Here is a 14,172-nt window from a genome sequence, read left to right on the forward strand (position 1 = left end):
TCCTCTCGCGAAAGGACGGACTTCCTCTCGCGAAAGGACGGACTTCCTCTCGCGAAAGGACGGACTTCCTCTCGCGAAAGGACGGGAACTACCTCGCGAACGCCTCGACCGGCGGGCAGGAGCACACCAGATTCCGGTCGCCGTACGCCTGGTCGATCCGGCGCACCGGCGGCCAGTACTTGCGCCGCAGCGCCTCGCCCGACGTCCCCGCCGGGTACACCGCCACCTCGCGCGAGTACGGGTGTTCCCACTCGCCCACGAGCGCGGACGCGGCCGTGTGCGGCGCGTTGACCAGCGGGTTGTCCCCGGCGGGCCAGGTCCCGGCCGCCACGGCGTCCGCCTCGGCCCGGATCGCCAGCATCGCGTCCACGAACCGCTCGAGCTCGGCGAGGTCCTCCGACTCCGTCGGCTCCACCATGAGCGTGCCCGCCACGGGGAAGGACATCGTCGGCGCGTGGAAGCCGTAGTCCACGAGCCGCTTGGCGACGTCGTCGACCGTCACCCCCGTCGCGGCCTTGAGCGGGCGCAGGTCGAGGATGCACTCGTGCGCGACCCGCCCGGCCTCGCCCGCGTACAGCACGGGGTAGGCCGACTCGAGCCGGGCAGCCACGTAGTTCGCCGCGAGCACGGCGGCGGCCGTCGCCGAGGTCAGCCCGTCGGCGCCCATCATCCGCACGTACGCCCACGTGATCGGGAGGATCGACGCCGAGCCCTGCGGCGCGGCCGACACCGGGTTCGCGAGCGGGTCGTCGCCCACGAGCACGCCGCCGCGACCCGGCAGGAACTCCGCCAGGTGCGCCTTCGCGGCCACCGGTCCGACGCCCGGCCCGCCCCCGCCGTGCGGGATGCAGAACGTCTTGTGCAGGTTCAGGTGCGACACGTCACCGCCGAGGTCGCCGAACCGCCCGTACCCGACGAGCGCGTTGAGGTTGGCGCCGTCGATGTAGACCTGGCCGCCGGCGTCGTGCACCGCGTCCGTGATCGTGCGGACCTCGTGCTCGTAGACCCCGTGCGTCGAGGGGTACGTGATCATGAGCGCCGACAGCGCGTCGCGGTGCTCGGCGATCTTCGCGCGCAGGTCCGCCACGTCGACGTTGCCCGCCTCGTCGCACGCCACGACGACCACGCGCATCCCCGCGAGCACCGCCGACGCGGCGTTGGTGCCGTGCGCGGAGGCGGGGATGAGGCACACCTCGCGGCCCAGGTCCCCGCGCGAGCGGTGGTACCCGCGGATCGCGAGCAGCCCGGCGAGCTCCCCCTGGGACCCGGCGTTGGGCTGCAGCGACACGGCGTCGTACCCCGTGACGGCCGCGAGCCAGCCCTCGACGTCGCCGATCAGCGTGCGGTACCCGGCGGCGTCCTCTTCGGGAGCGAACGGGTGCAGCGTCGCGAGCTCGGGCCACGTGACCGCCGCCATCTCGGTGGCCGCGTTGAGCTTCATCGTGCACGAGCCGAGCGGGATCATGCCGCGGTCCAGCGCGTAGTCGGCGTCGGCGAGGCGCTTGAGGTAGCGCATCATCGCCGTCTCGGAGCGGTAGGCGTGGAACGTGGGGTGCGTGAGGTACGCCGTCGTGCGCGCGAGCGACGGCGGCAGGTCGCCCGGGTAGGACGCGCTCACCTGCGGGCGGGGGTGCTCTGCGTCAAAGCCGTACTCCTGCGTGTCCTGACCTGCGACGAGCAGCGCGATCTCGACCGCGTCGAGCAGCTCGACCGTCTCGTCCACCGCGAGGTGCAGCATCTCGTCGTCGACCACCCACGGGGTGTAGCCCGCGGCGCGCAGCCGCTCGTACGCGGCCGCGGCGTCCAGGCCGGTCACGCGCACCGTGTCGAAGAACGCCTCGTGCTGCACGGTGAGCCCGTGCCGGCGCAGCTGAGACGCGAGCGTCGTTGCCGCCGCGTGCACCCGCAGGGCGATCGCGCGCAGGCCCTCGGGCCCGTGGTAGACCGCGTACATCGAGGCCATCACGGCGAGCAGCACCTGCGCGGTGCAGATGTTGCTCGTCGCCTTCTCGCGGCGGATGTGCTGCTCGCGGGTCTGCAGCGCGAGGCGGTAGGCGGGCGCGCCGTCGGCGTCCTTCGACACCCCGACGAGCCGCCCCGGCAGCTGCCGCTCCAGGCCCTGGCGCACGGCCAGGTACCCGGCGTGCGGCCCGCCGTAGCCCATCGGCACGCCGAACCGCTGCGTCGTCCCGACGGCGATGTCCGCCCCCAGCTCACCCGGCGCCTTGAGCACGGTGAGCGCGAGCAGGTCGGCACCCACGACGGCGATCCCGCCCGCCGCCTTGACCGCCGCGATCACCTCGCTCGGGTCCCAGACGCGCCCGGAGGCGCCCGGGTACTGAACGAAGCAGCCGAACACGTCGAGGTCGGTGTCGATCGGGGGAGCGGCGGGGTCGGTGCCGTACGCCGTGTAGCGCAGCGTGATCCCGACCGCCTCCGCGCGGTGCTCCAGCAGCCGCTTCGTCTGCGGGAGGGTGTCCCGGTCCACGAGGAACACGGGGTTCCTGACCTTCGACGCGCGCCGCGCGAGCAGCATCGCCTCGACCACGGCCGTGCCCTCGTCGAGCATCGAGGAGTTCGCGATGTCGAGTGCGGTGAGGTCCTCGACCATCGTCTGGAAGTTGAGCAGCGCCTCGAGTCGACCCTGGCTGATCTCCGGCTGGTACGGCGTGTACGCGGTGTACCAGGACGGGTTCTCCAGCACGTTGCGCTGGATCACGCTCGGCGTGTGCGTACCGAAGTAGCCCAGCCCGATGAGCGAGCGGGTCACGGTGTTGCGCCCGGCGATCTCGCGCAGCTCGGCCAGCGCCTCGGCCTCGGACGCGGGCTCCGGCAGCGCTCGCGCGAACGCGCGTCCGTCGTTCGAGCCGGCGACGGCGGGCGGCACCGCCGCGTCCATCAGCGCGGCCAGGCTGGGGTAGCCGACCGCCGTGAGCATGAGGGCCTGGTCGGCGGCGGTCGTGCCGACGTGGCGGTCGACGAACGTGTGCTCGCGGGGGGTGGTCACGCTCAGGACTCCTTGCTGCGACGGTAGAAGGGGAGCTCGACGACGGTCGCCGGGATCGCGGTGCCGCGCACGTCGACGGCGAGCACGGTGCCGGGGGCGGACAGGTCGGGCCGCACGTACGCCATCGCGATCGGGTGCCCGAGGGTGGGGGAGAGGACGCCCGAGGTGACGACGCCGACGTCGGTGCCCTCGCCGTCGAGCACGCGGTAGTCGGCGCGGCCGGCGCGGCGACCCGGCAGCGCGAGGCCGACGAGGACGGGCGCGTCCGCGGCCGGTCCGGCCTCGACGCCGGCCTTGCCGACGAAGTCGTCCTTCGCCGTCGCGACCACGCGCCCCAGCCCGGCCTGCACCGGGAGGGTGTCGAGCGTGAGCTCGTGCCCGTACAGCGGCATGCCCGCCTCGAGGCGCAGCGTGTCGCGCGCCGCGAGACCCGCGGGCACGATGCCGTGCGCCTGCCCGACGGCGAGCAGCGCCTCCCACAGGTCGCCCGCCTGGAGCGGGGCGATCGACAGCTCGAAGCCGTCCTCGCCCGTGTACCCCGTGCGCGACAGCGTGACCGGGGCGTCCCGGAAGGTGGCGGGCACGGTGCGGTAGTAGCGCAGCGTGTCGAGGGTGATCTCGGTGCCGTCGGGGGCGACGGCGTGGCCGGGGTTGACCACGAGGTCGCCGGCGGCCGCGAGGTCGTGCAGGACGGCGACGGCGTGCGGGCCCTGGACGGCGACGAGGGCGCGGTGGGTGTCTGTGATCGTGACGGCGCCGGTGTCGCCGGGCGCCGACTCGTCCGCTCCGGATCGCGCCAGGAGGCGCTCCTGCAGCGCGGCGAGCACCGGCTCGCGGTTCGCGGCGTTGGCGACGACGAGGAACTCGGTCGGCGGTGCGGGCTCGGCGGCTCCGGCGGCCTGGTCGGTCGCGGCGTCGCTCGGCGGCGTCCCGGCGTCCGCCGGCAGGTGCGTGTTCGTGACGATGAGGTCGTCGATGATGCCGCCGGAGTCCGCGAGGATCATCGTGTAGCGCGACTGCAGCGGTGCCAGCGTGCTGATCCGGCCGGCGAGCGCGTGGTCGAGGAACGCCGCGGCGTCGGGGCCGGTCACGGTGATCTGCGCCATGTGGGAGATGTCGAACAGGCCGACGGCGGTGCGCACGGCGGTGTGCTCGGCGACGTCGGAGGTGTACTTCACCGGCATCGACCAGCCCGCGAAACCGACCATGGTGGCCCCGAGCGCGACGTGCGCGTCGTGCAGCGGGGTGCGGTGGAGGTCGGGCTGGTCGGCGGACTGGTCGGGCGACATGCGGAGTCCTCTCGTGGTGCCTGGCGGCGGGACTCCCCCTCTGCCATGGGTGCATGAGAGATTCGCCGCGGGTCGGGTGGAGCGGCTTTCACCGTGGGCGAGCGCGACGCCGACCGTTCGCGCGGTTCGGCGGGGCGCTGCTTTCCGCCAGTGGCCTCGCCGCGCGGTGCTGGGACCTGAGAGGTTGGCGGGGAGCTTGCTCCTACGGTGCCGGCGGCGCTCGGCCGGGGTGCTCCCGACCGCCTGCGTCACCGGGCTCTCCCGCGCGGCGATGTGGCCCGATGTTCGGTTGTGGCGACGCCGCTGGCGGCGTCCGGGTCAGCCTACCGGGCGTGCGTCGCGGCCGGGCCGGGCGCACGTCTTCTGCGCCCGACTTCCGCGCCCGCGTCAGGCGGCTCGTCTTGCGGCGCGCGCTTCTGCGGACGACTAGTGCGCATCTGCGGACGAGTGCCGCGCGATGCTGGCCAGGGCGCGACGCGCGGGCGCCTGACGTGCGGCGATGCGCAGAGGGGCCCGATGGGCAGCCGCTGATGGCGCAGTCGTCCGCAGGTGCGTGGGGGCGTCCGCGCGTGCGCCGCAATCGGCTCCACTCACCGCCGGCCTCCGCGGACCGCTCGCGCAAGTCGGCGTCGGCCGGCGTTCGTCAGGGCCCGGATCCGTGGTGTGCGTCACACGCAGTTTCCCCCGCGAACGGCGAGTCGCGACGTCGCCGCAGGTGGGACGGCATGCGTGGGTCGAGAGCCCCTCCGGGCGTCCGGGGGCGCAGGTGTACCTTACTTAGGTAAGCCTCGCCTGGTCATCGGCGCCCTGCCGCGCCCGGACGACCCCGACGAAAGGTTCCCCCTTCGTGACTGCCCCGACCCTGCGCCGTCGTGCGCTCGTCACCCTGACCGGTGTCGCTGCCGCCGCGCTCGCCCTCACGGCCTGCTCCTCCGACCCGGCCGACGCCGATGCCACGGCGAGCGGCGACCCCGCCGCCACCGCGGACGCCACCGACGCCGCGGCCACCGACGACGCCGAGACCGGCACCTGGCCCCGCACCATCACGCACGAGGCCGGCGACACCGAGGTTCCCGAGGAGCCGCTGACCATCGTCTCCACCTCGATCACGCTCACCGGCACACTGCTGGCCATCGACGCGCCGGTGGTCGCGAGCGCCGCGACCAGCGTCAGCGACATCACCGACGACCAGGGCTTCTTCAGCCAGTGGGCCGACGTCGCCACCGAGCGCGGCGTCGAGGTGCTCTACCCGGACCTCGAGCTGGACCTCGAGGCTATCGAGGCGCTCGAGCCCGACCTGATCGTCGGCTCGACCGTGGGCGCCGACGCGACGGTCGACTCCTACGACCAGCTCTCCGCGATCGCCCCGACGATCCTGCTCGACTACGGCTCCTCCAGCTGGGAGGACCTCGCGGCCACGCTCGGCGAGGCGACCGGTCATGAGGCCGACGCGACCGCCGTCGTGGAGGAGTTCGACGCGCTGCTTGCCGACACCGCCGACGCCATCACGCTGCCCGAGCAGCCCGTGACGGCGCTGTCCTACAACGGCCCCGACGGCGCGCGCGTCTTCACGGCCACGAGCCCGCAGGCGCGGATCCTGACCGGCCTGGGCTTCGAGCTGGCCGAGCCGCCGCTCGAGCTCGCGTCCGCCGAGCGCTCCGACGTCGTCGACTTCACCGCCGAGAACCTCCCGACCGTGCTCGCCGACTCCCAGGTGGCCTTCCTCGTGTCGGCCACCGACGAGGACGTGGCCACGTTCACGGCCGACCCGCTGCTCGCCAACGCGCCGTCGGTGACCTCCGGCAACGTGGTGGCCCTCGGCCTGACCTCGTTCCGGATCGACTACTACTCCGGGACCGACCTGGTCGAGCTGCTCGCGCAGACGTACGGCGGCTGACCGTCTCGGTGAGACCAGCCGCACCGCCGCAGGCACCCGGACCGGGGTCCGCTCCCACGAGCGGGCCCCGGTCCGGCGTGCGCACCCGCCTGCACTCCGGGACCGCCACGCGGCGCCGCTTCGTGCTGCTCGTGACCGGCGCGCTCGCGGTGCTCGCGGTGGTCGGGGTGCTCGGCCTCGGCATCGGCTCGCACCCCGTCCCGCCCGCCGACGTCCTCGACGCACTCCTGCACTACGACCCCACGAACAACGACCACCTGCTCGTCGTCGCCTCGCGGCTGCCGCGCGCGGTGCTCGGCGTCGTCGTGGGGGCCGCGCTCGGCCTCGCGGGTGCCCTGATGCAGGCGGTCACCCGCAACCCCCTGGCCGACCCCGGCCTGCTGGGGGTGAACGCGGGGCCGCGTTCGCCGTCGTGCTCGCGATCGCCTACCTCGGCGTGGTCGACGTGGGCGGGTACCTCCCCTTCGCCTTCGCCGGCGCGGCCGTGGCCGCGGTCGGCGTCTACGCGCTCGGCTCGGCGCACCGCAGCCAGGCGACCCCCGCGCGGATGGCGCTCGCGGGCGCGGCGGTCGCGATCGTGATCGGCGCGATGACCAGCGCCGTGCTCATGAGCCACCAGAGCGCGTTCAACCGGTTCCGCTACTGGGCCGTCGGGTCGCTGCAGGGCCGCGGGCTCGACGTCGTGGCCGTGATCGCGCCCTTCGTGCTGGTCGGCGTCGTGCTGGCGCTCGTGCTCGCGCGGCCGCTCAACGCCGTCGCGCTCGGCGAGGACGCCTCGCGCTCGCTCGGGGTGAACCCGGTCCTCACGCGCGGCGGGTCCGCGCTCGCCGTCGTGCTGCTCGCCGGCGCGGCCACCGCGGCCGCCGGCCCGATCGGCTTCGTGGGCCTCGCGGCGCCGCACATCGTGCGCGGCGTCGTCGGCCCCGACCAGCGCCTCGTCCTGCCCGCGACGCTCGTCGTCGCGCCCGCGTTCCTGCTCACCGCCGACGTGCTCGGCCGGTGGCTCATCGCGCCCGGCGAGCTGCAGACCGGCATCGCCGCCGCGGTCCTGGGCGGTCCGCTGTTCGTCGCGCTCGTCCGCTCGCGCCGGATGGCGTCGCTGTGACCTCGCGGGGCGCGGCCGAGATGCACGACGGCGAGCGCCGGTTCGGTCTCGTCCGTGACCCTCTCCTGCGGGGTCGGGTCCTGCGGGCCGGGCCGGTGTCCATGCGGGTGGACCCGCGGGTGCTCGCCGTGGGCGGGGTGCTCGCGCTGGTCGCGCTCGCCGTCGGGGTCGTCACGCTGCTGACCGGCACCCTGGAGATCTCGTTCGCCGACGTCGTGGCGGCGCTCGGCGGGCAGGGCGAGGAGCGGGTGGTGCGCACGGTGCAGGGCCGCCGGCTGCCGCGGCTGCTCACCGCGCTGCTCGTCGGCGGCAGCCTCGGCGTGGCCGGCGCGGTGTTCCAGTCGATCTCGCGCAACGCGCTCGGCTCGCCCGACATCATCGGCTTCACCACGGGCGCGGCCGCGGGCGCCGTCGTGCAGATCATGCTGTTCGGCGGCGGGGTCGTGGAGACGGCGCTCGCCGCGATCGCCGGCGGCGTGCTCACCGCGCTCGTCGTCTACGCGCTCGCGCGCAAGGATGGCATCAGCGGCGGGCTGCGGCTCGTGCTCGTCGGGATCGGGGTCGGCGCCATCCTCGCGGCACTCATCTCTTTCCTCATGGTGCGCGCCGACATCACCGACGCCGAGTCCGTCCAGCGCTGGGAGGCCGGGTCGCTCGTGGGGCGCGGCTGGCCGCACGCGGTGAGCGTCGCCGTCGCCGTCGCGATCCTGCTGCCCGCGCTCATGGCGCTGCGGCGCGCGGTCACGTACCTCGAGATGGGCGACGACGCCGCGCACGCCCTCGGTATCCCCGTGGAGCGGTACCGCTTCGCGGCGCTCGTGCTCGCCGTCGCGCTCACCGCGGTGGCCGTGGCCGCGACCGGACCGATCGCGTTCGTCGCGCTCGCGGCGCCGCAGGTGGTCGCGCGCCTCACCCGGCGTGGCGGGGTGCTGCTGCTGCCGTCGTTCCTCATGGGCGCGACGCTGCTCGCGGCCGCGACCTGCTCAGCCAGCGACTCGACGTCGGGCTCCGCACCCCCGTGGGCCTCGTGACGTCGGTGCTCGGTGGGCTCTACCTGATCTGGCTGCTCGCCCGGCGGGCGTGAGGACCGTGAGAGGACTTCGATGACCCTGTCGACAACACCACCGACCGACGCGCCGACCGGCCCACCCGTCCACACGCTCGCCGCGCGCGACGTGCAGATCGGCTATCCCGGGCGCACCGTGATCAGCGACCTCTCGCTCGACGTGCTCGCGGGGGAGTTCACCGTGATCGTCGGGCCGAACGCGTGCGGCAAGTCCACGCTCCTGCGCGCCCTGGGACGCATGCTCCCGACGGCGCAGGGCCAGGTGATCCTCGACGGCCAGGAGATCTCGCGGTACTCGACGAAGGAGGTCGCGCGGCGCGTCGGGCTGCTGCCGCAGTCGCCCGTGACGCCCGACGCGATCACGGTGGCCGACCTCGTCTCGCGCGGGCGCTACCCGCATCAGCGGCTGCTGCGGCAGTGGTCCCCGGCCGACGCTGCGGCCGTGTCGGGCGCGCTCGCCGAGGTCGGGATGCTCGATCAGGCCGACCGGATGGTCGACGAGCTCTCCGGCGGGCAGCGGCAGCGGGTGTGGATCGCGATGACGCTCGCGCAGGAGACGCCGATCCTGCTGCTCGACGAGCCGACCACCTACCTCGACGTGGTGCATCAGATCGACGTGCTCGACCTGTGCTCGCGGCTGCACGCGCAGGGCCGCACGCTCGTCGCCGTGCTGCACGACCTCAACATGGCCGCGCGCTACGCCTCGCACATCGTGGTGATGAGCGAGGGGCGGATCGTCGCGCAGGGGTCGGCCGGAGAGGTCGTCACGCCGGAGCTGCTCGGCGAGGCGTTCGGGCTCGACGCCGTGGTGCTCGCCGATCCGGAGAACGGGCGGCCGCTCGTGGTGCCGCGGGACCGGCGCGTGGGGCGGTAGCGGCTCAGTCGGTGCGGATGACGTTCCGGTCCCCGGAGTCGTCCGTCGTGCCGAGCTCGCGAGCCTCGATCTCGTTGTCGTTGCCCTGCACCACGACGGCGCCGAGCCGCCCGTCGACGTCGACCTCGTTGCGGTCCCCCCGCACCTCGGCCGAGCCGATCGACTGCGCGTGCACGTCGTTCTCCTGACCCTCGATCACGAGCGTCGCCAGGTCGGCGGCGTCCACGTCGTTGCGGTCGCCGCGGACGGTGACGGACTGGACCGTGGCTCGCTCGAGGTCGACGTCGAGGTCGACGCCCTCGATCGCGACGGCGTCGCACTGCCCGTCCCAGCGCAGGTCGACGTCCGGGGCGCCGTTGCTGCACGCGGCGACGAGCAAGAGCGCACAGGCGAGGGCGGGGATCGTGAGTCGGCGGTTCATCCGGCCACGTGACGCGACGTCGCCGCTCACGGCGCCGCCGGGATCGACCACTCCCACCCGCCGCCGTACAGCAGGTACGGGGTGTAGGCGACGATGCCGGCGTCGTCCGACACGTCGAGCACCACCCAGCCGGACGCGCTCTCGCCGACTCCCACCGGCGAGATCCCTTCGCTCGCCGGCAGGCACCCGGTGTCGGCGCTCGAGACCGAGCTGCGTCCGCCGTCGGCGGTGAAAGTCTCGAACTGGTCGGGCGTGAACGTGAGGTCGCCGTCGACGTCCTGCGGCCACGTGTCCTCGAGCTCGACGTCGAACCGCAGCCCGAGGTAGCGCCCGTTCTCCGGCGAGGCCGTGCCCGCCTGGCAGGTCGGGTCCCAACGGACCTCGCGCAGCCACAGCCGCGCCGTGACCTCGTCGACTCCCGTGGGCCCGATCCCGGCGATCTGCCCGATGTCCTTCTCGAGGTAGCCGCGGGGGCTGAGCGTCGCGTCCTCGAACACCTCGACCGTCGCCGAGGCGGTGGCGGACGGGTCCTCGGTGTGCCGGGGCTTCGCCGAGCGGGACGGCTCCGCGAACGGCAGCGTGGTCGGGGCGCCGGTCGCGGCGGCTCCGGCGCTCGTCGCCGCGGGCACCGGGTCGCCGGACGTCGCGGGGTCATCCGTGGTGCAGCCGGCGAGCAGTGCGCCCGTCGCTCCCAGCGCACCCACCGCGAACCCGACGGCGAGCTCGCCCCTCGCGCGGTCGGCACCCCCGCGTGTACGCCGCTGGCGGTGGGCACCGTTGCGCGCGCCCCTCGGGCGGTAGGCGCCGTTGCGCACGGGGTTCTCCAGATGGTCGGCCGGGTGTCGGGTCACCCTACCGAGGCCGGTCAGCAGGCGGACCGGGCGGCTGGGCCGCCGACGCTGCGGTGGTCGTGCGCGTGCATGACGGCTGCTGGGTGGTGGCGGCGCATGCGTGGCGGGTGTGGGGTGGTGGCGCGAGCGGTGCCGGAAGCCACAGCGCTGTTACTGCGGATCGGCTCGGATCGCCCGCTTCGGGGCACACCATTCCGCACCGTTCCGCGGTTTGCGCGCTGCGGAGGAGCGTGAACATCGGGTCGTTCGCGGCAGTACACAGCCACAGCGCTGTGGCTGTGTAGTCGCGGGGAACACGCGGACGCCGGCGAGCCGGGGCGCCAGGATCGGCGGAATCACGCGGGTTCGGCGGGAGCAGTCCGCGTTGCGGAGCGCCGAGCGAGTAACAGCGCTGTCAGGACGGCGCGAGGCAGCCAGTCCCCGCGCCGCGTGCGCCACGCTGGGCCAAGGTGCGGTGCTCAACCCCGCGCCCGGTCGCGCCGGCGCGCGGGTGCGCCGGGAGCCCCCCGCGCCCCACTCACGCCACCCCCTGCGCGACGAGCGCCCGTCGCGTCTCCTCCAGTCCTTCCTGCACGGTCGAGCGCAGCACGCGGGGCGCGTCGGCGTTCGCTGCGAGCCACGCCTCGGCCTGCTCCACGAGGTCGGGCTCGCGGCCGGCCGCCTCGACCGGGAACGTCGCCGCGACCACGCGCTTGGCCACGTTCGGCGACGTCGAGTCCCAGAAGGCGCGGATCGTCGCGAACCACTCGGGCACGAGCGGCGCCAGCACGGCCGGGTCGACCACGCGGGTCAGCCCGTCCGCGACCGCGTACATGGTCGCGTTGGCGAGCGGCTCGCCGTCGGGCGCCGCGATGTCGCGCCAGGCCGCGAGCTTCGCCTCGGGTGTGGGTGCGGCCGCCCGCGCGCCGGCGGCACGGCGTCGTCCGGCCGCGGTGTCGTCGCGCGCCAGCTCGGCCGCGATCTCCACCTCGCCCGCCACGCCGCACGCGACCGCGGTGCGCAGCACGGCCCACCGCAGGTCGACGTCGACCGTCACGCCCCGTACCGGACCCTCGTCGCGCACGACGGCGAGCGCCCGCTCGGCCTGCTCGGCGGTGCCGGCGATCGCGAGGTAGCCCCGCAGGAGCTGGAGCTGAGCATCCGAGCCGGGCTCGGCGTCGCGCACGAGCTGCCACAGCGCATCGGCGACGTCGACGCCGAGCGAGGCTGCGCCGTCGGGCGCGGCGTACCGCTGCACGGCCGTGACGAGGTTCGCGCACGTCGTCGCGATCGTGGTGGAGCTGGTCGCGACGGCGAGCCCGCCGAGCGCGGCCCGCACGTAGGCGGGGGCGGCCAGGCGCCCGTCGCGGCAGGCGTGCCAGAGCGAGGTGAGGACGAGGTGCTGGAGCATCGGTTCGACGACGGCCTCGGGGTGGTGCAGCACCGTCTTGAGCGAGCGGGAGTCGAGCACGACCTTGGCGTAGGTCAGGTCGTCGTCGTTGACCAGCAGCAGGTCGGGCGCGGCGCGGCCGACCAGACCGGGCAGCGGCGTCGTGGGACCGTGCACCGCGACGTCCTCGACCCAGGCACGGACCAGGGCGGGCCGTGCGGGGGAGGTGTGCTCGCCGTCGGGCGCGGGCTGGTCGTCGTCCGTCCGAAGGACGTACCCGCCGACGCGGAGCCGATGCTGCCGGTGTGGCTGGGCGGCGTCGCTGCCCGGGATCTGCGGGAGGCCCTCGACGATCTCCGCACGGGTGAGCACGCCGTCGGCGTCGGTCTCGACCTCGGCGCGCAGCGTGGTGACGCCGGGCAGGGCGAGCCACACGCGCGCCCACTCCGTCAGGTCGCGGCCCGAGGCGCGCTCGAGCTCGACCAGCAGCTCGGTGAGCGTCGCGTTACCCTCGCGGTGCGCGCGCAGGTAGGCGCCGACGCCGTGGAAGAAGACGTCCTCGCCGAGCGTGTGCGCGAGCTGGCGCAGCACGGACGCGCCCTTGGCGTAGGTGATCATGTCGAAGGCGCCGGTCGTGGCGGCGACGCTCGGCACGTCACCGATGACGGGGTGGGACGTGGACAGCTGGTCGATGCGGTAGGCGACCGACTTGCGGCGCACGCCGAAGGAGACCCAGGCGTCGGTGTGCTCGGTGACGCGCTCGCCCGTGAGCGTGCCGGCGAACTCGGCGAACGACTCGTTGAGCCAGAGGTCGTCCCACCACCGCATCGTCACGAGGTCGCCGAACCACATGTGCGCGAGCTCGTGCAGCACCACGACCGTGCGGAACTCCTCCTCGGCGCGCGTGGGCCGCGAGCGGAACAGCAGCGTGTCCTCGGAGATCGTCACGCAGCCGACGTTCTCCATCGCGCCGAGGTTGTACTCCGGCACGTAGACCTGGTCGTAGGAGTCGTAGGGGAACGCGAGGTCGAAGGCGCGCTCGTAGAAGTCCAGGCCGGCCTGCGTCGCGCGGAAGACCTCCGGCGCGGCGAGGTGCTCGCGCAGAGCGGGGCGGCCCCAGACCCGGGCGGGGATCGTGCCGTTCGCGGTGCTCAGGGTGGTCTCGTCGCAGACGTAGGGGCCGGCGACGACTGCCATGAGGTAGGTCGACATCACCGGGGTGGTGGCGAAGGTCCAGCGGGCGACGCGGTGGGCGCGGCTGGCGACCTCGCGGGTGCGGGCGTCGGGCTGGGTCGTCGGCTCGGGCGCGTCGGAGTTGGAGATGACGGCCCAGTGGTCCGGGGCGAGCACCGTGAGGTCGAGCGTGGCCTTCACGTCGGGCTGGTCGAAGCACGCGAACACGCGGCGCGCGTCCATCTCGGCGAGCTGGGAGTAGAGGTAGACCTCGCCGTCGGCCGGGTCGACGAAGCGGTGCAGGCCCTGGCCGGTGCGGACGTAGTCGCAGGTCGCCTCGACGACGACCTCGTTGGTCGCCGCGAGGTCAGTGAGGTGCAGGCGGGCGGTGGGCTCGCCGTCGGGCGTGATGTCGTGGCCGTTGAGGGTGACGCGGTGGACGCTCGCGGCGATGAGGTCGAGGAACGTGGCCGCGCCGGGGGTGGCGGCGAAGCGCACGATGGTGCGCGAGGCGAAGGTCGGGTCGCTGCCCGCGGCCGAGAGATCGAGCTCGACGGCGTAGCGCACATCGCGCACGACGCCGGCCCGGGTGCGCGCCTCGTCGCGGGTGAGGTCGCCGGTGGCGTCGGCGCTGGTGGTGTTGGTGACGGCGGTGCTGGCCGAACGGGGTGCGGGCGAGGTGGGCTGGCTGGCGGGCGGCAAGGTCACGCACTCGATCATGACACCCGCGAAGTGATCCGGAGCCGGCGGGGAGCTGACCGCCGCGCTCAGTCGGAGGGGCGCACCCAGGCGCCGAGCGTCGCGGCGACCTCGGGGTAGGGCATGGCGCCGGTCGCCACGGCGATGACGAGGTCGTAGGCGGGGTCGTCGGGGGCGTCGATCGTGCAACCGTTGAGGCCGTAGAAGACGACGACCGCGAGCCACCCCAGTCGCTTGTTGCCGTCGAGAAGCGCGTGGTTGCGCACGATGGACTCGAGCAGCACGGCAGCCTTGGTGTGAAGGTCCGGGTACATCTCCTCGCCCTGCCAGGTGGACCCGGGACGTGCGGCGGCTGCGTCCAGCAGGCCGCGGTCTCGGACCGGCCCGACCTTCAGCAAGTCGGTCAGGTCGCTCAGGTCCT

The 14,172-nt window shown here is 74.1% G+C and carries 9 protein-coding genes, 1 pseudogene and 1 riboswitch; of the genes and pseudogenes, 4 read left to right on the plus strand and 6 right to left on the minus strand.

The window, feature by feature from the left end:
* Positions 1 to 88: 88 nt before the first annotated feature.
* Together gcvP and gcvT are read right to left on the minus strand one after the other, a co-directional pair.
* Positions 89 to 3,007 (minus strand): aminomethyl-transferring glycine dehydrogenase, encoded by a 2,919-nt coding sequence (gene gcvP, locus FH969_RS13470; protein WP_281285384.1) that lies wholly within the window; start codon positions 3,005 to 3,007, stop codon positions 89 to 91.
* Positions 3,008 to 3,009: 2 nt separating this feature from the next.
* Entirely contained in the window at positions 3,010 to 4,296 is a 1,287-nt protein-coding gene (gcvT, locus tag FH969_RS13475; protein ID WP_139987647.1) for a glycine cleavage system aminomethyltransferase GcvT, read from the minus strand.
* Positions 4,297 to 4,450: 154 nt separating this feature from the next.
* Positions 4,451 to 4,570: riboswitch (glycine riboswitch) on the minus strand.
* 573 nt (positions 4,571 to 5,143) lie between these two features.
* Here gcvT and fepB point away from each other — a divergent pair.
* From fepB to FH969_RS13495, 4 genes and pseudogenes are all read left to right on the plus strand, one after another.
* A complete protein-coding gene (gene fepB, locus FH969_RS13480) occupies positions 5,144 to 6,193 on the plus strand; it encodes a Fe2+-enterobactin ABC transporter substrate-binding protein (protein WP_246071959.1) in 1,050 nt (349 codons plus the stop codon).
* Between the two features lie 167 nt (positions 6,194 to 6,360).
* Positions 6,361 to 7,298 (plus strand): annotated as a pseudogene (locus FH969_RS13485) (FecCD family ABC transporter permease).
* Positions 7,295 to 8,329 (plus strand): FecCD family ABC transporter permease, encoded by a 1,035-nt coding sequence (locus FH969_RS13490; RefSeq protein WP_246071962.1) that lies wholly within the window; start codon positions 7,295 to 7,297, stop codon positions 8,327 to 8,329. Before FH969_RS13485 ends, FH969_RS13490 begins: the two are co-directional and overlap by 4 nt.
* Before the next feature lie 72 nt (positions 8,330 to 8,401).
* Positions 8,402 to 9,238 carry an ABC transporter ATP-binding protein gene (locus tag FH969_RS13495; RefSeq protein ID WP_108719055.1) on the plus strand — a complete coding sequence of 279 codons (837 nt, stop codon included), beginning with the start codon at positions 8,402 to 8,404 and terminating at the stop codon, positions 9,236 to 9,238.
* A 4-nt stretch (positions 9,239 to 9,242) separates the two neighbouring features.
* On the opposite strand, the gene FH969_RS13500 is transcribed toward FH969_RS13495, so the two are convergent.
* The 4 genes from FH969_RS13500 to FH969_RS13515 form a co-directional block, all read right to left on the minus strand.
* The gene (locus FH969_RS13500; RefSeq protein ID WP_139987649.1) at positions 9,243 to 9,659 is read right to left on the minus strand and encodes a DUF3060 domain-containing protein; all 417 of its coding nucleotides are present in this window, start codon (positions 9,657 to 9,659) and stop codon (positions 9,243 to 9,245) included.
* Between the two features lie 26 nt (positions 9,660 to 9,685).
* Positions 9,686 to 10,510 carry a hypothetical protein gene (locus FH969_RS13505; RefSeq protein WP_139987651.1) on the minus strand — a complete coding sequence of 275 codons (825 nt, stop codon included), beginning with the start codon at positions 10,508 to 10,510 and terminating at the stop codon, positions 9,686 to 9,688.
* 517 nt (positions 10,511 to 11,027) lie between these two features.
* Positions 11,028 to 13,760, minus strand: coding sequence for an aminopeptidase N (gene pepN / locus FH969_RS13510; protein WP_180359810.1), 2,733 nt, complete (start codon positions 13,758 to 13,760; stop codon positions 11,028 to 11,030).
* Between the two features lie 59 nt (positions 13,761 to 13,819).
* Positions 13,820 to 14,172: type II toxin-antitoxin system death-on-curing family toxin (locus FH969_RS13515; RefSeq protein ID WP_342777034.1), on the minus strand; the 353-nt coding region annotated here is incomplete at its 5' end.

The organism is Miniimonas arenae (genome assembly GCF_006351005.1).
Classification (GTDB): Bacteria; Actinomycetota; Actinomycetes; order Actinomycetales; family Beutenbergiaceae; genus Miniimonas; species Miniimonas arenae.